This window comes from Ureibacillus sp. FSL K6-0165 (assembly GCF_038004285.1).
GTDB classification, from domain to species: domain Bacteria; phylum Bacillota; class Bacilli; order Bacillales_A; family Planococcaceae; genus Ureibacillus; species Ureibacillus thermosphaericus.
In genome coordinates this window covers 2,151,945-2,174,054 of the sequence record NZ_JBBOQS010000001.1, presented here as the reverse complement: position 1 = coordinate 2,174,054, position 22,110 = coordinate 2,151,945, and the positions used below count along the sequence as shown (strand labels likewise).

24 protein-coding genes are annotated in these 22,110 nt (G+C 34.0%); 22 read left to right on the top strand and 2 right to left on the bottom strand.

Features of this window, described 5'->3' with window-relative positions; translation table 11 throughout:
- Positions 1-15 precede the first annotated feature (15 nt).
- From cobA to NST00_RS10780, 7 genes are all read left to right on the top strand, one after another.
- A complete protein-coding gene (gene cobA / locus NST00_RS10810; protein ID WP_016837789.1) occupies positions 16-795 on the top strand; it encodes a uroporphyrinogen-III C-methyltransferase in 780 nt (259 codons plus the stop codon).
- Between the two features lie 20 nt (positions 796-815).
- Positions 816-1,352, top strand: a complete 537-nt coding sequence (locus NST00_RS10805) for a cob(I)yrinic acid a,c-diamide adenosyltransferase (RefSeq protein WP_016837790.1) — start codon at positions 816-818, stop codon at positions 1,350-1,352.
- Between the two features lie 14 nt (positions 1,353-1,366).
- On the top strand, positions 1,367-2,899 hold the full coding sequence (locus NST00_RS10800; protein WP_016837791.1) for a cobyric acid synthase: 1,533 nt from the start codon (positions 1,367-1,369) through the stop codon (positions 2,897-2,899).
- Between the two features lie 106 nt (positions 2,900-3,005).
- Complete coding sequence (locus NST00_RS10795; RefSeq protein ID WP_340704004.1) at positions 3,006-4,133, top strand: M20/M25/M40 family metallo-hydrolase; 1,128 nt, start codon at positions 3,006-3,008, stop codon at positions 4,131-4,133.
- 10 nt (positions 4,134-4,143) lie between these two features.
- Positions 4,144-4,620 (top strand): chemotaxis protein CheW, encoded by a 477-nt coding sequence (locus tag NST00_RS10790; protein WP_340709954.1) that lies wholly within the window; start codon positions 4,144-4,146, stop codon positions 4,618-4,620.
- Between the two features lie 66 nt (positions 4,621-4,686).
- On the top strand, positions 4,687-5,193 hold the full coding sequence (locus NST00_RS10785) for a DUF1648 domain-containing protein (RefSeq protein ID WP_340434700.1): 507 nt from the start codon (positions 4,687-4,689) through the stop codon (positions 5,191-5,193).
- Between the two features lie 60 nt (positions 5,194-5,253).
- Positions 5,254-5,946, top strand: a complete 693-nt coding sequence (locus NST00_RS10780) for a DNA alkylation repair protein (RefSeq protein WP_096551017.1) — start codon at positions 5,254-5,256, stop codon at positions 5,944-5,946.
- On the opposite strand, the gene NST00_RS10775 is transcribed toward NST00_RS10780, so the two are convergent.
- Positions 5,926-6,438, bottom strand: a complete 513-nt coding sequence (locus tag NST00_RS10775) for a methylated-DNA--[protein]-cysteine S-methyltransferase (RefSeq protein ID WP_340709953.1) — start codon at positions 6,436-6,438, stop codon at positions 5,926-5,928. The genes NST00_RS10780 and NST00_RS10775 overlap by 21 nt on opposite strands.
- A 248-nt stretch (positions 6,439-6,686) precedes the next feature.
- Here NST00_RS10775 and NST00_RS10770 point away from each other — a divergent pair, with 248 nt between their 5' ends.
- Together NST00_RS10770 and lepB are read left to right on the top strand one after the other, a co-directional pair.
- Positions 6,687-7,457 carry an ABC transporter ATP-binding protein gene (locus NST00_RS10770; protein ID WP_016837797.1) on the top strand — a complete coding sequence of 257 codons (771 nt, stop codon included), beginning with the start codon at positions 6,687-6,689 and terminating at the stop codon, positions 7,455-7,457.
- A 37-nt stretch (positions 7,458-7,494) separates the two neighbouring features.
- Positions 7,495-8,049, top strand: a complete 555-nt coding sequence (gene lepB / locus NST00_RS10765; protein WP_016837798.1) for a signal peptidase I — start codon at positions 7,495-7,497, stop codon at positions 8,047-8,049.
- A 178-nt stretch (positions 8,050-8,227) separates the two neighbouring features.
- Here lepB and NST00_RS10760 read toward each other — a convergent pair whose 3' ends face one another.
- Complete coding sequence (locus NST00_RS10760; RefSeq protein WP_016837799.1) at positions 8,228-8,521, bottom strand: MerR family transcriptional regulator; 294 nt, start codon at positions 8,519-8,521, stop codon at positions 8,228-8,230.
- Between the two features lie 266 nt (positions 8,522-8,787).
- Between NST00_RS10760 and NST00_RS10755 the strand changes: the two genes are divergently transcribed.
- The 13 genes from NST00_RS10755 (at position 8,788) to NST00_RS10695 (ending at position 22,070) form a co-directional block, all read left to right on the top strand.
- Positions 8,788-9,993 (top strand): branched-chain amino acid ABC transporter substrate-binding protein, encoded by a 1,206-nt coding sequence (locus NST00_RS10755; RefSeq protein ID WP_016837800.1) that lies wholly within the window; start codon positions 8,788-8,790, stop codon positions 9,991-9,993.
- 211 nt (positions 9,994-10,204) lie between these two features.
- Positions 10,205-11,191 (top strand): branched-chain amino acid ABC transporter permease, encoded by a 987-nt coding sequence (locus NST00_RS10750; protein ID WP_016837801.1) that lies wholly within the window; start codon positions 10,205-10,207, stop codon positions 11,189-11,191.
- A gap of 9 nt (positions 11,192-11,200) precedes the next feature.
- Positions 11,201-12,493, top strand: a complete 1,293-nt coding sequence (locus NST00_RS10745) for a branched-chain amino acid ABC transporter permease (protein ID WP_040764502.1) — start codon at positions 11,201-11,203, stop codon at positions 12,491-12,493.
- 11 nt (positions 12,494-12,504) lie between these two features.
- Complete coding sequence (locus NST00_RS10740) at positions 12,505-13,287, top strand: ABC transporter ATP-binding protein (RefSeq protein ID WP_096551023.1); 783 nt, start codon at positions 12,505-12,507, stop codon at positions 13,285-13,287.
- 5 nt (positions 13,288-13,292) lie between these two features.
- Positions 13,293-14,000, top strand: coding sequence for an ABC transporter ATP-binding protein (locus NST00_RS10735; RefSeq protein ID WP_016837804.1), 708 nt, complete (start codon positions 13,293-13,295; stop codon positions 13,998-14,000).
- 138 nt (positions 14,001-14,138) lie between these two features.
- Entirely contained in the window at positions 14,139-14,780 is a 642-nt protein-coding gene (locus tag NST00_RS10730; protein WP_340709952.1) for a precorrin-2 dehydrogenase/sirohydrochlorin ferrochelatase family protein, read from the top strand.
- 184 nt (positions 14,781-14,964) lie between these two features.
- Positions 14,965-15,180 (top strand): hypothetical protein, encoded by a 216-nt coding sequence (locus tag NST00_RS10725; RefSeq protein WP_016837806.1) that lies wholly within the window; start codon positions 14,965-14,967, stop codon positions 15,178-15,180.
- A gap of 235 nt (positions 15,181-15,415) precedes the next feature.
- Positions 15,416-16,159 (top strand): 3D domain-containing protein, encoded by a 744-nt coding sequence (locus NST00_RS10720; RefSeq protein WP_340709951.1) that lies wholly within the window; start codon positions 15,416-15,418, stop codon positions 16,157-16,159.
- Between the two features lie 447 nt (positions 16,160-16,606).
- A complete protein-coding gene (locus NST00_RS10715) occupies positions 16,607-17,305 on the top strand; it encodes a GTP cyclohydrolase II (protein WP_050988840.1) in 699 nt (232 codons plus the stop codon).
- Between the two features lie 11 nt (positions 17,306-17,316).
- A complete protein-coding gene (gene ribD / locus NST00_RS10710; RefSeq protein ID WP_016837809.1) occupies positions 17,317-18,432 on the top strand; it encodes a bifunctional diaminohydroxyphosphoribosylaminopyrimidine deaminase/5-amino-6-(5-phosphoribosylamino)uracil reductase RibD in 1,116 nt (371 codons plus the stop codon).
- Complete coding sequence (locus NST00_RS10705) at positions 18,419-19,498, top strand: FAD-dependent monooxygenase (protein WP_016837810.1); 1,080 nt, start codon at positions 18,419-18,421, stop codon at positions 19,496-19,498. The genes ribD and NST00_RS10705 overlap by 14 nt, the downstream gene beginning before the upstream one ends.
- A 15-nt stretch (positions 19,499-19,513) precedes the next feature.
- Complete coding sequence (locus NST00_RS10700) at positions 19,514-20,068, top strand: 5' nucleotidase, NT5C type (RefSeq protein ID WP_339288527.1); 555 nt, start codon at positions 19,514-19,516, stop codon at positions 20,066-20,068.
- Positions 20,069-20,294: 226 nt separating this feature from the next.
- On the top strand, positions 20,295-22,070 hold the full coding sequence (locus NST00_RS10695; protein ID WP_340709950.1) for an S-layer homology domain-containing protein: 1,776 nt from the start codon (positions 20,295-20,297) through the stop codon (positions 22,068-22,070).
- Positions 22,071-22,110: the final 40 nt, after the last annotated feature.

Genomic DNA, 22,110 nt, shown 5'->3' with positions numbered 1-22,110 from the left:
TTCGGGAGGGAAAATATGAGGTTAGGAAAAGTGTATTTAGTAGGTGCTGGACCTGGGGATGAGAAATTAATTACCGTTAAGGGTCTTGAATGTATTCAACAATCTGACTGCATTGTATATGATCGGCTTATTAACTTAGCATTGTTAGATTATGCTCCATATAATGCAGAGCTTATATATTGTGGAAAACTTCCAGGAAAACATATGCGAATCCAAGAGGAAATTCATGAAATTCTAGTACAAAAAGCATTAGAAGGAAAAGTAGTAACCAGATTAAAAGGTGGAGATCCAAGTATTTTTGGAAGAGTAGGAGAAGAAGCGGCAGTATTAAAAAAGAAAGGAATACCATTTGAAATTGTGCCCGGCGTTACTGCAAGCGTTGCAGCAGCCGAATATGCGGGAATTTCGTTAACCCATCGTGAATATGCATCCACTGTTGCGTTAGTTACAGGACACGGAAGTAAAGATAAAGGTTCTGATAATTTAAATTGGGACTCCCTCTCCGGAATTGATACAATAGCATTTTATATGGGCGTAGGTAATTTAAGAAATATTTGTCATAAATTAATGCATCATGGAAAAAAAGCTGATACCCCAGTTGCAATAATTGAAAATGGTACGACAACAAGGCAAAGAACGATTACAGGGACATTAGAAACAATTTTTGAACAAGCAGTAAAAGCACAGATTAGGAATCCTGCCATGATTATTGTAGGTGAAGTGGTACGTATCAGAGAACAAGCCCAATGGTTTGAAGAATATATAGATGATATGAAAAACACTGTAAATGAATGAAAGAAACAGGAGAAATATCGATGAAACAAAAAGGACTTATATTAATATATACTGGAAATGGTAAAGGGAAAACAACTTCAGCTTTAGGTCTTACTTTGCGTGCAATTGGCCGCGGCATGAACGTTCGTTTTTTACAATTTATTAAATCGAAAGAACGGACTTATGGTGAAGCCCTTGCTCTAAAAAAATTAGGGGTGACAATGGAACAATTAGGAATCGGTTTTACTTGGACAAAAACACCTGAGGAACATCGTGAAGCCTTGAAAAAAGGTTGGGAAATAGCAAAACAAGCCATTCAAGATTCAACTGTAGACGTTGTAGTATTAGATGAATTAAACAATGCCCTAAGCATTACACAGTTTCCAGTTGAAGATGTGATTCCATTAGATGAAGTGATCAACGTCATTCAAAACCGACCAAAACATATGCATGTTGTAATTACAGGCCGTAATGCAAAACAAGAATTAATCGATATTGCAGATTTAGTTTCAACTATTGAACCGACGAAACATTATTACAATGAAGGGATTCCAGCAGTAAAAGGCTTGGAATTTTAAAGGAGAGGTCGTTTTTGCGTGCTAATTCAATTATGATTCAAGGAACATCTTCTGATGTGGGAAAGAGTGTGCTTTGTACCGCACTTTGCCGCATTTTCTCAAATGCAGGATACAAAGTAGCACCTTTTAAGTCTCAAAATATGGCGCTGAATTCCTATGTCACCAAAGATGGGGGAGAAATTGGGCGTGCTCAAGGTGTACAAGCGGAAGCTGCTAGAGAAATCGCAACAACCAAGATGAATCCGATATTACTGAAGCCGAAACAAGACATGGTATCAGAAGTCATTGTTCATGGGAAACATTTTATGGATATGAGTGCTACAAATTATAGAGATAACTTTGTGCTGCAGGCATTGCCAATTGTTGAAAAGGCCATTCGAGAACTAGAACAGTCCTACGATATTATTGTAGCAGAAGGTGCTGGAAGTCCTGCTGAAATTAATTTAAAAGATCGAGATATTGCTAACATGCGTGTTGCGAAAATGCTCAATGCGGATGTGTTCCTTGTGGCGGATATAGATCGAGGAGGCGTTTTTGCATCCATTGTTGGCACTCTAGCATTGCTTGATGAAGATGAACGAAAACTTGTAAAAGGAATAATTATTAACAAATTTAGAGGAATGATTGAAATACTTGAAAACGGAATAAAATGGCTTGAAGAATATACAGGTATTCCTGTCATTGGCGTCATCCCATATTTTGACTTGAAAATCGAAGCCGAAGATTCATTAGCCCTTGATACGTTAAAATTAAAAAGACCGAAAAAGAACGATTCTCTCATTGATGTTGTTTGTATACAATTGCCGAGAATCTCTAATTTCACCGATTTAGATCCGCTATTTGATGAACCTGATGTAGGCGTTCGTTTTGTAAGTCATGCAAGTGATTTAGGCAATCCTGACTGTATTATAATTCCTGGTACGAAGAATACGACAGCAGATTTAGAGTGGTTGAAAGAAACGGGATTATTTGAGGCTATTCAGCAATGCTCTATGAATGGTTCGCGGGTATTTGGGATTTGTGGTGGCTATCAAATATTAGGAGAGAAGTTGTTTGACCCTGACTTTGTGGAGAGCGATATAAAAGAAACGACAGGTCTTTGCTTATTACCGATTCAAACGACTTTTGAAAAAAATAAACGCACGACCCAAACGAAAGGGAAAATTCATCCAATGCTTTTTAATAAAGAAATTGATGTGAAAGGTTACGAGATTCATTTAGGTCAAACAAAAGTAACGCAAGACTCTAATGTACAACCATTTTTACAATTAGATGATGGATCTTGTGATGGGATTATTTTTCATCACGGGAAAGTGATTGGTACTTATTTACATGGAATTTTCCAAAATCGTTCCTTTACAAGAGCTTACTTTAATGAAATTAGAAAAAGTAAAGGTTTAAAAGAATTATCAATGGATGTAATATCCGATAAAGAACAACGAGAACAAGCTTACGACGTACTTGCACAACATGTACAGCAATATTTGAATATGGAATATATTTATTCTTTATTAGAAAATCAAAAGAAGATCAAAAATGGGATATAATTTGTCCCATTTTTTTTATTTGTTCAGTATAAGTGGAGAAATTTGTAATCTTAAGCAACTAAGCGTAGAATGATGATGAAAAAGGTATGATAAAGGAGTTTTGATGATGAGAAACAGCCGTTTAGTAAATGAATTTATCGAATTAGTACAGATTGACTCGGAAACGAAACACGAAGAAAAAATTGCACCCGTACTTATAAAGAAGTTAGAGGATTTAGGTTTTTCAGTATATCAAGATGATGCCCATACACGAAATGGTCATGGTGCAGGGAATATTATTGCCACATTGAATGGAAAAGAAGATATAGAACCCATTTATTTTACTGTTCATATGGATACAGTCGTTCCTGGAAAGGGAATTAAACCTGAAATACGGGATGATGGATATATTTATTCAGACGGAACAACGATTCTAGGTGCAGATGATAAAGCCGGTATTGCTGCACTATTTGAAATGGCCCGTCGACTTAAAGAACAGTCAATTGAGCATGGAACCATTCAATTCATAATTACTGCTGGTGAAGAAAACGGACTTCGTGGGGCTAAGGAATTGGAACGGGAAAAGATTTTCGCCAAGTATGGATATGCGGTAGATAGTGATGGAAAAGTTGGGGGTATTGTCGTTGCAGCTCCTTACCAAGCTAAAATTGAAGCGAAGATATTTGGAAAAACTGCCCACGCAGGAGTTGAACCAGAGAAAGGAATCTCTGCCATCACCCTAGCTGCAAAAGCGATTGCTGAAATGAAATTGGGGCGCATCGATCATGAAACAACGGCAAACATCGGTCGTTTTGAAGGTGGAAAGGCAACAAATATCGTTTGCGATGAAGTTTTAATTTTAGCAGAAGCCCGCTCCATCCAAAAGGCTAAATTAGATCACCAAACGAAACATATGAAAGAGACTTTCGAAAAAGTTGCTGAAAAATTAGGCGGCCGTGCAGAAGTGGATGTTCAAATCATGTATCCTGGATTTTCAGTAAACGAATCAGACAAAGTGGTGCAAATAGCAGTCGAAGCTGTCCGAAATATTGGTCGTACACCTCAAATTGGCGTTTCAGGCGGTGGTAGTGATGCAAACATTATTTCAAGTTTTGGAATACCGACAGTGAACTTATCGGTAGGCTATGAAAATATTCATACAACAAAAGAAAGAATGCCTATTGAAGAATTGGAGAAATTAGCCGATTTATTAGTAGAAATCGTTAAAAGTTCTTGCAAGTATTGTTCAATTTGAGGTGATGTTCATGAAAACAATCGTTTTTCGATGCGAAAATGAAGAATACGCAATACCTGTTAATCAAGTCGTGTCGATTGAAAAAATAGGAAAAATAAACCCCATTCCACACTTGCCAACTTATTTAGTAGGTTTTACGCGAATTCGTGGAGAGCTTATACCTATCCTTGATTTTAATATTATTTTGTACAACAAACCAACAACGGATTCGTTGGCGAGAATCATTGTATTAAATACGAACGTCGTCAATTATGGATTAGTTGTGAGTGAAGCGAAAGAAATATTAGATTTCCTTGATGAAGACATTCAACAAGTGGGGCTCGTAAATTATTCTCAAACAAAATATTTTACAGCAGTGGCCAATTTAGAAAATCGAATGATTACGATTGTGAATCCAGACGTTTTGATAAATTCATTAGAAGGAATTCGGGAAATTATTGATTATTTACATCATTTATTGAAAGAGGAAAAAGAGATGAATTCATAAAATATAGAATTGCTAGAGTAAGGCATTAGCCTTTTCTAGCTTTATTTTTATATAAGGTGGAATGATATGATGAAAACGCCATATCGACCAATTCTTCATATACCAAAAACAAAAATGGAGAAAATCTGTGATATCGTTGGTATTGGTTTATTTATATTGTCTAATTTGTTTATTATTTTTCAGTGGAGTCAAATTCCTGATCGAATACCAGGACATTTTAATGCTAAAGGTGAAGTAGATCGATGGGGTTCAAAATATGAGTTAATCATATTGCCATTCATTGGAATGTTTGTTTTATTGTTAACATCTCTTTTTGAAAAAGCTCCCCATATGTATAATTATCCGGAAAGAATCAATGAATCAAATGCAGAAAAATTTTATTTAAATAGCCGAAAGATGTTAAATATTATAAAAAATATTTGCATGATCCTTTTTGCATTGATTAATTTTCAAATTGTACAAATCGCATTAGGTAAAACCGAATTTCTTTGGATTTGGTTTATTCCGGGGATTATCGTTTCCCTCATTATTACAATAGGTATTGGTATATATAAACAATCCAAAATTAAATAATCATTTTCCACACTTCTATACCGAATGACACGAAATGTTGAAATATGGGAGTTGATTTGATTGGAAATACGGAAAGAACTATTAGAACTGTCTGAACAGAAGTATCAATTGTTTCAAAAAACATTAATACCGAATCAAGAAAATATTCTTGGGGTTCGCATTCCGAAGTTAAGAGCATTAGCAAAAGAAATTTCAAAAAGCGACTGGGAAGATTTTTTATTGAATGGAACAGAGGAATATTTTGAAGAAATTATGCTAAAAGGCATGGTGATCGGGCAAGTAAACATTCCATTAGAGGAAAGGCTCAAGTGGATTAAGTGGTTTGTACCTAAAATAGATAATTGGTCTGTATGTGATAGTTTTTGTGTCGGATTAAAATTTACAAAAAAGCATCGGGAAGAAGTGTGGAATATCCTTTCCTCCTATTTCCATTCAGAAAACGAATTTGAAATACGTTTTGCCATCGTGATGTCCCTTAGTTATTTTATTGAAGAAAAGTATATTGAAGAATTATTTCAAATATGGGATGACATCAAGCATGACGGCTATTATGTTAAAATGGCAGTCGCTTGGGCGATATCCGTTGCCTATTTAAAGTTTCCCAAAGAAACAACATCATTTTTACAAAAAAATTCTTTAGATGATTTTACTTATAATAAAGCGTTACAAAAAATAATTGAGTCTCATCGTATCAGCAAAGAAGTGAAGGAAAGCATACGAAAAATGAAAAGATCAATAAGGAATACCTTCTAAATCTAATAATCGTTTTTTTTCATCCAGTCCACCGCTATAACCAGTAAGACTTCCGTTTTTACCTATGACGCGGTGGCAAGGGATGACGATGGATAATGGATTGCTTCCAATTGCTCCTCCTACTGCACGGACTGCTTTTGGATTTCCAATATTCGTTGCCACTTCAGAATAGGTAGCAGTTTTGCCAAATGGAATTTTACATAATTCATTCCACACTTGTAGTTGGAAAGGAGTTCCAGAAATATCAAATGGTAATGTAAATTGTTTGCGTTTACCATCTAAATATTCAATCAATTGGGAAGAATAGGGCGAAATGAATAGATCATTTTCAACTACTTCACAATGTGGATATTGTTTTTGGCAATACTGTTTTAATTCTTCCATAGAAGAATGTTGAGCCCCTACAAAAACTAAACCTTTGTCCGATGCGGCAATATATAAGTCCATATATGAATGGTTGATGGATGATGCGTAAATGCTTTTTTGTTTCATAACATAACCCCTTTCTCGTTTTCCTAAATGAAATACTAAATTAAGTAAACTGTAACATACTTTTTCTTCCGATTCTTCATCTGAAAAAAATAAAGTATTTAAATTAATATTATAATAAAAAGATAAATCAAAATAGCGATGTATTATAGGAATAAATTTAATAGTTAAAAATATTGTTACTTTTCTTTATATATTCAATTATTATAATATTAAAATACTAATAAAGGTGGATAAATGGGGGAAGAACATTGATACAGTTAAAAAATGTAACAGTGAAACGAAATGGCAAAATCCTTTTGAAAGAGATTAATTGGAATATAGATAAAGGGGAGCATTGGTCCATTATCGGATTAAACGGAGCGGGTAAAACTTCATTGCTCAATATCATCACCGGCTATCTATACCCTACTTCAGGAACAGTAAAAGTGTTAGGTCAAGAATTTGGAAAAACAAATATTCCTGAATTGCGTAAAGAAATTGGCTTTATCAGTTCTTCTTTAAAAGAGCAGTTAAGAGAATTTGATTCTGTGTTAAGCATTGTGCTAAGCGGAAAATTCGCATCGATCGGTCTATATGAACCGGTAGAAAAAAAAGATGTGGAAATCGCACATATGCTTATGAAACAATTAGGAATTGAATATTTGGAAAGTTCCCAATATGGCCTGCTATCTCAAGGTGAAAAACAAAGGGTGTTAATTGCTAGAGCATTAATGACCAATCCGAAAATATTAATATTAGACGAACCTTGTAATGGATTAGATGTTATTGCAAGAGAGGAATTTCTAGCGTTTTTAGGGAATCTTGCACGACAGGAATATTGTCCAACATTAATCTATGTCACTCATCATGTAGAAGAAATATTGCCTTGTTTTTCTCATACTTTGTTGCTAAAAGATGGGGAAGTATATGCAAAAGGATTAGCAAATGATCTATTAACCGAGCAAAACTTATCTCAATTTTTTGGTCGCGATCTATCCGTACAAGAACAGCAGAATCGTACATGGATTGCATTTAAATAATTGGACAATTTTAAGTCGTTTACGAGGAGCAGGATAAATGAAGGGAAATAACATTCGGAAAGAATTGCTATCTTGGTTTTTTGTTTTCGTTTCGGGAATTACCATTGCTTTAATCTGTAGGGAATATATTTTTTCTCCCGTTGTTGTAAATGGTGCTTCAATGTCACCTACATATGAAAATGAAGATGTCATTATTGTTAGCAAAATAAGTAAAATCCAACGATTTGATCACATTGTTTTTAAAGCACCTTATGAAGATGAATATTATATTAAACGGGTCATAGGATTGCCTGGAGATACGGTTGAAATGAAAGATGATGTATTAATTATCAATGGAAAAGAATTTGAAGAACCATATGTAAAACGAAATGCTGAGTATCAAATTCGCATGACTGAAAATTTTACATTGGAAGATTTGACGGGTGAAAAGAAAGTGCCAGATGGCTATATATTTGTATTAGGAGATAATCGTTTGAATAGTTATGACAGTCGGCATTATGGTTTAATACCAATAGAGGATGTTTTTGGAGAATCTAAATTGAGAATTTATCCACTACAAAACATGAAATATTTTTCTAATCCATATGAATAAACATGTTGCAAAATAAATCTTAAACATTATTAAGAAGAAGAGAGGGTGTTTAGAAAGCTTTCGACTTTCTAAACACCCTTTTTCAACAACTTTCCAATTATGATAATGCAAATACAATAAAAAATTAGTCATTACGTAGGAAAGATAAGAATACAGTATATTAAAAATTCAAAATGCCTCAACAGGTATTATATGGTTGCTCTATTTTTATTTGATGATTGTTTTGACGTTTTTTTAGTTCTTCTCGAATTTCATTTGTCCACACACCTTCTTCTAAATGATTTGCAATTTCTATTAATATTTCAACATCATGAAAGGAATATTTTCGAATACCTGTTTTTGATCTTTCGGGGAAAATTAATTTTCTAGATTCATAATAACGTATCTGCCTATGGGACAAACCTGTAAGCTCACTAACAGTGCCGATTGATATAACCTTTTTATATTTATATGCATGATTTTGTAGAGGCATCAAGCATTACCCACTTTCCGATAGTCTTATATGTTTAACTCTATATCTATTTATTAAACCGCTCGAAAAAAAATACCAAACTAACATCATATTTATAGTGAATGTTTCTACAAGAAATCTCATTAATCGACATGTAAAAAAGTTGCAAGTTTAATAAAAAAAGTATGTAAGGAGTTCTTACAAAGATGATGTTCACAAAATTGTAAAAAAATATACTAAAATTAGCATTATTTTCAAGAGAACAATTTATCAAAAGGAGGAGATGTATGAAAAAATTACTTGTTGTTTTTGCCAGCGCTTTATTGTTGGTAATCCTTTCAGCCTGTTCACAAAGTTCCAGTAATCAATCCGGTCAACAAACAACAACAGAACAAACTGGAGCTAATTCCAATGTTATAAAAATTGCAACCCATACACCGTTATCCGGTGGTAATGCAATCATTGGTGAAGCCATTAAACTTGGTGCTCAAATGAAATTGGAAGAAGAAGCATCACGATTTGAAGAAATGGGCTTTACACTGCAATTGGAACCTTATGATGACCAAGCAGATCCAAAAAAAGGCGTATCGAATGCCAACTTAATAGGAGCAGATGATGCAATTTATGGAGTAATTGGTCACTTTAACTCAGGGGTTACGATTCCTTCTTCAGAAATATACGAGAAATACAACATAACAATGGTGAATCCTGGAAGTACTGCGACAGATGTAACGGATCGTGGGCTAAAAACTGTGAATCGTATTGTTGCCCGTGATGATTTCCAAGGACCAGCTGGTGCTCAATTTGCAGTCAATGAATTAGGAGCAAAAAGAATTTTCGTGATTCAAGATAAAACAGCCTATGGTACAGGAATTGCTGATGCGTTTGTTGCAGAAGCGGAAAAATTAGGTGCTGAAATCGTTGGATATGAAGGAATTACAGTTGGTGAAAAAGACTACAATGGTGTCATCAATCAAGCATTAAATAAAAAACCTGATTTAATTTTCTTTGGAGGCATTTATAGTGAAGGTGGAATTATTATAAAACAAGCACGTGATAAAGGAATAAATGTACCAATTATGGGTGGCGATGGAATGGACTCCTCAGGTTTAGTTGATATTGCTGGGGAAGCAGTGAAGAATGTGTACATTACATCGGTTGCTGGAGATACAAGTTCAACCCCTGAAGGAAAAAAATTCATGGATGATTATAAAGCAAAATTCAATAAAGAAGCAGAAGCATTTTCGGCTTATGGATATGATGCAATGGGCGTATTTTTACAAGGTTTAGAGAATGCTATTAAAGCAAATGGGGGCAAACTTCCTCCGAAAGAAGCAGTTGTAGAAGCTGTAAGAGCAATAACTGATTATCAAGGAGTCATCACAGATGTTTCTTTCGATGAAAAAGGAGACAACAAGAATGCAAAAGTATATTTATATAAATTTGAGGAAGCAAAATATCCAGCATCGTATGTAGGTGAAGTAAGCCAATAAGCTGACAGAAAGGGGATGTCTAGAAAGCCGGACACTAGACATCCTTCCTATCTAATAATAAAAATTATTGCTACTATGGTTCTCAATATAATTTGTCACTAACCTCGTCGAAGGAGGACGTCTTAAATTGCCTTTACAGACGTCTCTTTTTTTCTAAAAGAGAGGGAATAAAACAGCACGAGTTTAATTTACAACGGATTGGAGGAATTTTATGTTTCAAGAGATGCTCCAAACTTTACCTCAAGTGATAATTGATGGTTTAACACTCGGAAGCGTTTATGCTGTTGTAGCACTAGGGTATACGATGGTTTATGGCATTTTACAATTAATCAATTTTGCTCACGGTGAAATTTTTATGACGGGTGCTTATATTGGAACAGCTGTTCTGCTCATCATTCTTGGAATGGGATTTGGTTCATCGATACCGAGTCTTTTATTATTAATCATTGCATTAGTTATAACAGCACTATGTACAGGTTTACTTGGAATGGGTATTGAAAGAGTTGCCTATCGTCCGGTGAGACGAGCCCCTCGATTAGTTGCCTTAATTACAGCTGTCGGTGTATCTTTCATTCTTCAAGATGTTGTTCGAATAGTTGCTGAAATCTTGACTGGAAATTATATTGTGACAGGACCGTCTTTATTTTCCAAACAAATTACAATACCAGTATCATCATTTTTATCAGTTTTTAATGATGCAAGTTTAAAAGTTTCATTTTTTATAGTGCTCATTTGTGCCATTGGTATGATGATTTCTCTAGATTTCTTTGTCAATAAGACGAAATGGGGAACTGCGATTCGTGCCGTTTCAATGGATCGGGAAACAGCAGCTCTAATGTCTATTAATGTAAATAAAGTGATCGCCATTACCTTCTTTATTGGTTCTTCATTAGGAGGAGCAACAGGAGTGCTTTTTGCCATACAATACGGTACGATTGACCCTTACATTGGATTTATTTTAGGGATTAAAGCTTTTATAGCCGCAGTAATGGGTGGAATTGGAAATATTCGTGGAGCGATGTTTGGAGGCTTTTTATTAGGATTAATCGAAATGTTTGCTTCTGCAAATCTTTCTTTATTAACAGGTGGCATTTTTGGAGCAGAATATAAAGATGTATTTGCTTTTGCAATTTTAATTTTAGTACTGCTCTTCAAGCCTGAGGGATTGTTAGGAAAAGCAGCAACAGAGAAAGTGTAGGTGATGGAAATGAAAGAAAAATTATCGATGTTATTGCAAAAGAAATCTGTTCAAATTACTTTGTTTACCCTTTTCATCATCGTGACTTCATCCGCATTATACTTCTCTCAAAAATCCGTTGTTTCATTCTTATTATTACTGTCTTCACTATTAATTCTCTATTATATGAATTTAAAGGTCGTGACGAAATGGTTAATAGCGTTAGGGTTATTATTCATTCTTATACCATTTGCGTCTAGCGGTGGACCAGCCTTCCATTCTTATATGGAAGTAGCAACAATGGTGGGTATTTATATAGCGATGGCGCTTGGATTAAATATCGTCGTTGGGATGGCGGGATTATTAGATCTTGGCTTTGTTGCGTTCTTCGCGGTTGGCGCGTATTCGTATAGTATTTTTGCAACTTCACAGGCATCCAACTTTATGCCCTTCGGTGAATATCCATTAAGTGGTAGTACTTTCTGGGGTTTTTTAATTATCGGTGGTATTATGGCAGCAATTGCCGGAGTGTTAATTGGTGTTCCTGTGCTACGGGTAAAAGGAGATTATTTAGCTATAGTTACTCTTGCTTTTGGTGAGATCATCCGAATTATTTTCAATAATTTAGATAGACCAATTAACTTTACGAACGGTGCTATGGGGATTGCATCCATCACACCACCAAATCTGTTTGGATTGGAAATTATTTATCCAAATCAATACTACTTTATTGTCCTCTTCATCTTACTATTTACGATTTTTGCAGTAAATCGTTTGGAACATTCAAAAATAGGTCGTGCATGGAAGGCTGTTAGAGAAAACGAAATTGCTGCACAAGCGATGGGTATTCCGTTAGTGAAAACAAAATTACTCGCCTTTGCCTTAGGTGCTTCTTTTTCGGGTATCATGGGCGTTGTATTTGCAGCTAAGCAACAATTTATAGATCCAACAAGTTTTACACTACTAGAATCATTTACGATTTTAGTAATGGTTGTATTAGGTGGAATGGGTAGTGTTCCGGGAGCCATTTTAGGGGCAGCATTAGTAACAATTTTAAATTTGCAAGTATTAACGGAGTTGACGAATTGGCTGAATCAATTAAGTTTACAAGGTGTGATTACAATTCCTGATGCATTAACACCTGCAAAACTTCAACGATTCATTTTTGGGGTGCTACTAGTTATTTTTGCTATCTATCGAACAAAGGGATTAATTCCTGCAAAGAATAAAAAGTTTGACGTAGAACAAATAAAAGAAAGAGCTCAGAAAAAAGCTGCAATATCCAATATAGGTTCGAATGATACAGATCGAGTGCAAGCCTAGGGGGTGTAGCAATGAATATATTAGAAGTTTCCAATTTAACTAAGAAGTTTGGTGGATTAACGGCCAATTCCAATATTTCAATGGCTGTTAAACAAGGTTCCATTACAGCGGTAATTGGTCCAAACGGTGCTGGAAAAACGACATTTTTTAATATGATTACAGGAGTTTATCAACCTACTGAAGGGGAAATTTTACTAGAAGGCAAGTCTATTGTTGGATTAAAGCCAGATCAGGTTGCTAAACGTGGTATCTCCAGAACCTTCCAAAATATCCGTCTTTTCGGGGAAATGACGGTCATCGAAAATGTATTAGTTGGAATGCATACCCATTTAAGAGGAAATCTATTAGGAATTTTTCTTAATCTACCTAATACAAGAAAAGAAGAGTCAGAGGCGGAAGTGGAAGCTTATCGACTTTTGGAATATTTTAATCTGGAACCATTTATAAACGAAAAAGCGAGCAGTCTAAGTTATGGGAACCAAAGAAAGTTGGAAATTGCTCGTGCTTTAGCAACGAAACCGAAATTACTTTTACTGGATGAACCAGCAGCAGGAATGAACCCAAGAGAAACGCGGGAATTAACCGAAGTAATTCAACGGATGGGAAAAGAATTCAATGTAACGGTCATTTTAATTGAACATGATATGAAATTAGTTATGGAAATTTCTGAGCATATTGTCGTTCTTGACCATGGCGAAAAAATTGCGGAAGGTAATCCAGATGAAATAAGATCGAATCCAAAAGTGATAGAAGCCTATTTAGGAAAAGCTGCTTTGGAACTACAAAAGAGGTGAGTGGAATGACTGTTTTGGAAGTGAACAATATTGAAACCTACTACGGAGCAATTCAGGCATTAAAAGGGGTAAGTTTTCAAGTAGAACGTGGAGAAATCGTTACTTTAATAGGGAGCAATGGTGCGGGAAAATCAACGACATTAAAATCAATAAGTGGTTTAGCAAAAGTGAAAAAAGGAGCGATACTCTACAATGGACAAGATATCACAAACAAACAAGCCCATGAAACAACATTGATGGGAATTAGTCACGTACCAGAAGGTAGAAGAATTTTTGCCAATTTAACAGTGAAAGAAAATTTGCTTATGGGAGCATTTTCTGTAAAAGGAAAAGCAGTAATCGAAGAACGTATGGAAAATGTCTTTACTTACTTTCCAAGATTAAAAGAACGAATAAATCAGAAGGGTGGAACAATGAGTGGGGGCGAGCAACAAATGCTTGCAATCGGTCGAGCATTGATGATGCAGCCTAATTTATTAATGCTTGATGAACCTTCTATGGGACTTGCTCCAATTGTCGTTGAACAAATATTTGAAATCATACTTCAATTGAATGAGATGGGCATTACAATTTTGTTAGTCGAACAAAATGCATATCAGGCATTAAGCATTGCACACCGAGGTTACGTTATTCAAAATGGTGAAATTGTCTTAACGGGAACAGGAAAAGAACTTGCTGAAAATGAAGAGGTAAAAGAAGCATATCTTGCATAAATAAAGATAGTTATTAGTTCAAAAATACATCATTTTTCAATAAAGAAAAATGGTGTATTTTTATATTTAATAATGAATTTTAGGTTATAGTAATAAACAAAATTTAAAAGAATGATTATATAACAGAGGAGGTCAATCATGTATTATCCAATCATGATGAATATAAAAGGTAAAAATGTTGTCGTAATCGGTGGGGGACGTGTTGCTTATCAAAAACTAATAGGATTAGAGGGAACAGAAGCAAACTTAACGATAATTAGTCCAACCATTATTCCAGAAATTAAGGAATGGATGGAACATAATAACGCGAAATGGATTGAAAAAACTTTTGAACCTATAGATATTGAACAGGCAAATATCATTATTGCTACAACAAATGATTCAGCTACAAATCATGAAATACGAATCCATAAAAAAGAACATCAACTTTTGTTGCTTGCAGATAATCCGAAAGATAGTGACTTTATTACACCAGCAACCATAAAGAGAGGGAAACTTAACATCTCCATTTCTACTGGCGGTGCTAGTCCTAGTTTAGCAAAAAAAATTAAAAAAGATCTCGAACAACAATTTGATGAAAAATTTGAGGATTATATAGAATTTTTAGATTACGCTCGTCATATCGTTTTAAATCAAATTGCTGATCGTTCATTAAGGAAAAAACTTTTAACCCAATTATTGGATTCTAAATTTTACAATCTTACGGTTGAAGGAGATGTAATAAAAAGAAATGAAATATTTAAGGAAATGTTGCAGCAAGTAAAAGGACAATCGTTTTAATATAGAAATAAATATATTATGTAAACTAACTAACAAGTTTCAGGTTGTTCTAAACCAATAGTAGACAGACTTGATTGATTAAACATTTATTTTACATGAGTTGCTCTCTAAAGATTTCTTAAATAGCCCACACAGCCAATTAACTGAATAGAAGCATACAATGGGGTAAGAAAGGGGGCAAATCGTGTTTGAAAAAATAAAATATTTAATCGGTCAGCCCATCGGTGTTTCGTTTAAAAATGGATTAAGTGTCTCAGGGGTATTATGCAGTGCAAATGAGCATGAAATCTCCTTAATGGAATACTTATATCAAGAAAAATTTATACAAAGACATTATGATTTTCATATGATACAAGGAATATATATGTTCCCAAGCTGTTCGGATGAATATCTAAATTAAACAATCCTCTAGAGATTTTCTAGAGGATTTTATTTTTTGTAGCAACGATTCAGAACCTTTTTTTGAACTAAGCAATTTTCTGATACTAGCCCTTTCTCTCATTTTATCAACTAGTTTGAAAGCTGTATTATTTAATTTTTATCAAATTATGAATAAAAATGTAAATATTTGGACAATACTTAGTTCGTATTAACAAAAAGTGAATTGCAAGTTTGTTTGTTAAGGAGGACTAAGTATGAAAAAAATTGTAGCATATATGCTTTTATGTTTGACATTGTTTACAACATCATTGACATATGCAAAAGAAACATCAGTGGAAAAAGGGGAAATCGACTTTGTCACCAACATTTTAGGTAATGGAGTGGTGGAAGATGCAATTACTCGCCAACTTGCTTTTATGAAAGCCCCACTATTTACTATATACACTGTGAAGGAAGGGGACAACTTGTTCCGCATTGCATTAAATCATGAAGTACCATTAGATTTATTAATGGAATGGAACGATTTAGATAATACATTGATTCATCCAGGTAAGAAATTGATTATTTACAATGACGAAAAATACAAAAAAGAATACAAACCGATTTCTATTGTAGCTGACACAACGGGAGGCTTCTTGCCGAAAAGAGAAACGAAAGCATCACCTACTACCACTCAGCAAGTGATAAAAGAAGATGAACCGTCATCATTAAAAGAAATGACTGTTACAGCAACAGCATATACCGCATACTGTGAAGGATGTTCTGGTACTACTGCTTATGGGATAAATTTACGAGAAAATCCACATATGAAAGTAATTGCTGTTGATCCTAACATTATCCCACTCGGTACAAAAGTATGGGTGGAAGGCTACGGTTATGCAATTGCTGGTGATACTGGAGGAGCCATTAAAGGAAATAAAATTGATGTATTCATCCCTTCCCATGATCAAGCAATGCAGTGGGGAGTAAAAAAGGTAAAAATTAAAATTTTAGATTAACATTTCATATCATGATGAAAAAGTAACTCATAAAAAATACACTTCACTTTCAATTATTTTAGAAAATGAAGTGTATTTTTTATTATATTGTCAATCAAATAAATTATAACAATTGGTCGACTTTTATCCCCTTAAAGTCATGTTCATTGATTGCATAAAGATGATAAAATAGCACTTCTTATAATAAAGAAAAATCTGCCGAAATTAAAAATGTAAAATAGCAATTAGTTCGTACGAAAATGTTTTATCTAAATAATATTTCTATTATTATACAAAAAGTAACATGGAAAACACTTCTTTTGCTTTTTAAACCTATTTCAGCTATATTAAAAAAGGCAAAGATTAATTCCTATTAATAAAATAGGAATTTTAAATAGATTTAGTTGAATTAGGTGATGAATATTGAAAAATCTACTATTAAATAAGAATGACATTTTGCTTAAAAAAATGCAGTTAATTTCATATAAAGAAAATGAGCAAATTTGTCTTGTTGGCCCAGTAAAACTCCCTGTAAAACAAGATAATTTTGAAGCCACATTCCAGTGGTATACTTGGTTGAAGCTAGATGAACCCATTTCAACAAAGGAAGAAGTGTTAAATTATATTTTAAGTGCGAACTTGCAAGAATCTCAACAATCATCTGTATTGGTTTACGGAGATTTTGAAAATGATGAGGAAGCGCTTATTCGTATGCACAGCATTTGTCATACTGGAGATATTTTCGGAAGTCAACGGTGTGATTGCGGTTATCAATTACATGAATCGATGAAAATGATTGTTGAACATGGATGTGGTGCAATCTTTTATTTAGCGAATCATGAGGGCCGTGGGATTGGATTATTTTCAAAATCATTAGCTTACTTATTGCAAGAAGAAGGTTATGATACAGTAGAAGCCAACCATGCACTTGGTTTTGAAGATGATACAAGGTCCTATGAAGAAGCAATTAAAGTATTAGAGACTCTTCGCAATAAACCTGTAACTTTAATTACAAACAACCCTAAAAAACTGGAAGCGTTAAAACATCATGGTCTATTAGCTGATAAACATATTCCACTTTGGGGCGGCTTAACTGAAACAAATCGTTATTATTTAGAAACGAAAATTAAAAAGGCAGGTCACATACCAGAGAAACAATTGTTTTAGGAGGGGTCATTGTGTTAACGGATCGTGATTACATGGAATTAGCATTAAATTTAGCGCGAACGGCAAAGGGCAAAACAAATCCAAATCCTGTTGTTGGGGCGGTCATAGTAAAAGATGGGGTTATCGTAGGAACAGGAATACATCGTAAAGCTGGAGAAGCCCATGCAGAAGTTCATGCATTTCATATGGCAGGAGAGCATGCAAAAGGTGCCACTTTATATGTCACGCTAGAGCCATGTTCTCATTATGGCAAAACCCCTCCTTGTGCAAATTTAGTGAAAGAGTCTGGTGTTAGCAGAGTGGTAGTGGCGACACTTGATCCAAATCCTCTCGTTGCGGGTAAAGGTGTTGACATCATTCGAAAAGCAGGAATTGAGGTAGAAGTAGGCTTATTAGAAAATGAAGCGAGAAAATTGAATGAACGATTTATTCATAATATGTTGACAAATCGTCCTTTCGTTATTTCAAAATTTGCCATGACATTAGATGGGAAAATCGCAACGCATACTGGACATTCAAAATGGATTTCCGGTGAAGCAGCCCGCCTTGAAGTTCACAAATTACGCAATGAAGTTGATGCGATTTTAGTAGGAATAGGAACCGTTTTAAAAGATAATCCGCTATTGACGACACGATTGCCCAATCAAAAAGGGAAAAACCCAATTCGAGTTATTTTAGATAGTCATTTACAAATTCCGATGGATGCAAATGTTTTAAATGACGAAGCTGAAACAATTATTGTGACAACTACCGGTGCGGATCCAATCAAAATAGCGGAACTTAAAAAGAAAAATGTACATTTTATATACTGTTCTAAAAATCAAAAGGGTATCTGCTTAGATGAAATGTTGGAACAATTATATAAACATGGAATAACAGATGTGTTAGTTGAAGGTGGAGGAGAAATAAACGCCTCGTTTATCAGAGCTGGACTTGTAAATAAATATATTATTTACATTGCACCAAAAATATTAGGAGGGCGCCACTCCATTACCCCGGTAGCTGGTGATGATGTTGATAATATGAATTTAGCGGCAAAAGTAGAAATTGACTCATTCGATAAAGTTGGAGAAGATTTACGAATAATTGCTTATCCAAAACTAGGTGATCAACATGATATTCACTGATATATTGATTGTGGGTGCTGGACCGAGTGGCTCACTACTTGCACTGCTATTAGCAAAGAAGGGGATTTCTGTCACCCTTCTTGAACAACATAAGGAAATTGCAAGGGAATTCCGAGGTGAACATTTGAATGAAGATGGAGAAAATATTTTAAAGAAACATAATCTGTATTCAAAAATTGAAAAACTCGGATTGTTAAAAATGAAAGTTATTGAATATTGGAAAAATGGAAAACTCTTTAAAACAATTCAACCTGAGAAACAAGTTGGCCATTTAGGAATCCATGTTCCGCAAGCACATCTATTATCAGTAATTATCGAAGAAGCAAAAAAATACGAAAATTTTTCTCTCATGACAAATACAAAAGTGATTGATTTACTTAAAGATGAAAATGGTCATTTCATTGGGATTAAAGGGAAAAGAGGTAAGGAAGAAATCCTTATACATAGTTCGATGATTATAGGGGCTGATGGAAGATATTCCACTGTCCGAAAAAAAGCAGGTATTGAAACAATAACACGTAAACATGGCTATGACTTACTTTGGGCAAAAATACCGGCACCAGACAATTGGCAACCATCCATAAAAATGGCTGAAGTAGATGGTTTCCAATTATCATTATTTACCCAAGCTAAGGGTTATGTGCAAATTGGCTGGAACATTGCACAGGGATCCTTTTCGAAAATCCGCAAACAATCTATACAACTGTTTATAGATAAATTGATTCAAGCATTTCCTGAATTAGAAGAATCGGTTCGAAAACATATTACTACTTGGGATGATTTTGTCTTATTAGATGTCTATAGTAATCACACAGAAATATGGAGAAAAGACAATATACTGTTAATAGGTGATGCATGTCATGCGATGACACCAACTGGAGCCTTTGGATTAAACAGTGCTTTAAAAGATGCAGATCGGTTATCTGAATGTATTGATCCCGGAAATATAAATGAATTACGTTTATCCCAATGTGAGAAACAAAGAAAAGAAGAAGTAAAAAAATTACAAAAATTGCAAATAGAAAAGGAAAAAAACTTTTCTACCCAGTTTATTATCATTGGTTAAGAAAGTAGGGGAAAAGTGAAAATCGGTTTTGATATAGATGATACATTGATTAACTTACGAGAACATGCTTTTCATCTTTATAATAAAAAATTAGGAAAACAGATTGATATTGCTCTTTTTTATCAATTAAAAAGAGTGGAAATTCATGAACTTTTCGGGTTAGACGAAGATGAAGGTCATGTAATGTGGAATTCGTTAATGGAAGAAATTTACTTTACAGACTGTCCAGTTTTTGAAGGGGCAATTGATTTTATCCGTAAACTTGAAAAAGAAGGGCATTCCATTTTTTATATCACATCGAGACCGAAAACATATTGTGAAAAAACTCGACAATGGATGAAAAATCGAGGTTTTCCGGTCATTGATGAACATTTTTATTGCGGAATGAAGGATCACGAAAAGATGGAGATCATTCAGAAGCTTAATTTGGATGTTTATTTTGATGATAAACCCGCTGTACTGGAGACATTAACAGATTCCAATACAAAAGTTTATGTAAAGCATCAATCTTATAATGGACATGTTCCTTTCCCTAGAGTATATGATTGGAAAAACTTTAAACTAGAATAATATTTCCTAAAAACATACAATGGAAAATTTTCATTGTATGTTTTTTTATGGTATTTTAATAATAGGTATATACAGTTAAGAAATATTTTGTCGATATTATGAAGTGTATAGGTAAAAACTCACAATTATACACATTTTTGTAACTTTTTCTACTAATATACGTTTAAATAATATAGAAGATATCAATGAAAATGTATCAATACATAAATGAAAAGGGGTAATATAAATGAAATTTAAGAAAAAAATTGCCGCATCCATTGCCGCCTGTTTAATCGCTGCTGGTGCTATGTCCGCCAGTGCTAATGAACTTCCATTTAAGGATATTAAAGCAGATGATTTCTATATTGAGCCACTGAAAAAATTTTTAAAGTTTGATTATGTTAAAGGTTTTGATGACAACACATTCAGACCATATCAAAATGTGAATCGTGCACAAGCAGCTTCTTTCGTTGCGAGAACGATGGGGCTTGATTTGGAAAATGTAAAAGACCCTGGATTTAAAGACGTACCAAAGCAATATGGGGATGTTCCTAATCCTCACTATGGAGCAATAGCAAAATTGACTGAGCTCGGTGTATTTGATAAAGGGAAATATTTTAAACCTGGTGAGGAAATCACTCGTGCTGAAATGGCAAAAATTTTAGTAAAAGCTTATGAATTGGAAGCTCCAACATTAAAACGATTTTCTGATGTTCCAGAAAATGATGAAAACTATTCTTACATTGGAACAATCGGATCATTAGGAATTACAGTTAATGAAGGTTTATTTAAACCGAATGATGGAGTAGGTCGTGCTCATCTAATCACATTTATTGCTCGTACAATCGATTTAAAACGTTCTGATGACAAAGAAGATTATTGGGACACATTAAAAGGTTGGGACGATAACGAAGACTCAAATGAAAACAATGAAGAAAATAATAATGACAATGGAGATCAAGGTGGTAATGAACAAGTAGACGATTATATACAACTAGAAGTTTTGAAAAAAGAGATTGAGTTTCACATTACCGATTTAAGAGATGCGAGAAAAGAAGTAGATAAACAACTAGAAAAACTCAATGAAGTGAAAAAAGATATAGGAGATATTGAAGAAATTGAAGAAGAAATCGAATATTTACAAAAGCAAATAGATAAAAAGAAATCAGAAAAAGAGAAAGAAGAAAAACGGAAAGAAGTAGACAAACAGAAAATTAGAGATATCGAAAGAAAAATTGATGAACTCGAAGATGAATTAGAAGACCTTGAAGATTTAATCGACGAGTATGAAGTACAAAAAAATAAATTATCACAGGCTTTGAAAAATCTAGATTCGATAATGAATAATGCAGAAAAGATATTACAGACTGCTAAAGAAAAATATCAAAAAGAATTAGATCAAACAATTATTTCTTTTGCATATGATATAAATAGAGCTAAAAGGGACCACGCCTCTGCATATGCAAAGACTTTTGATAAAGACTATTACGAAGAATTGGGAAAAAAGACAAAAAAAGATTTGGAAAAAGTAATTGATAAAGGAAAAAAAGTATTGAAATCTAACGTTTCGTTAAACGAGTTGAAAAGCAAACTGATAGATTTAAATGAAGCAATCATGAAAGCAGAAGACGCTTACGATTCTATGAAAGATGCTGGAGTGGACTTAAAAACTTTAGAAAATGAATTAAAGGATTTAATCAAAACGGCAAGAAGTCTTTCCAATGACATTGAAAAGGAAATTGATAAAAAAGAAGATAACCGTGAAGATTATTTTAAAGCTGAATTAAAAGATGCAATTGATGAATTAGAGGATGCAATTAAAGAATTGGAAAGGGCAGTTAAGGATAAAAAAGGCGTTACTAAAGCTCGTGGAAATGTATCCGATGCTATTGAAGACGCGGAAAAAGTGCTGAAAAATTATCGAGATTCTGGACTAAAGAGCTTACAAAAATACGAAGATCAATTAAAAGATTTAATTAAAAAAGGAAATGATCTTTTTAAATCTTCAAAAGAATTACAATAATTAAAAACGAATGGTCAATAATGGCCATTCGTTTTTTACA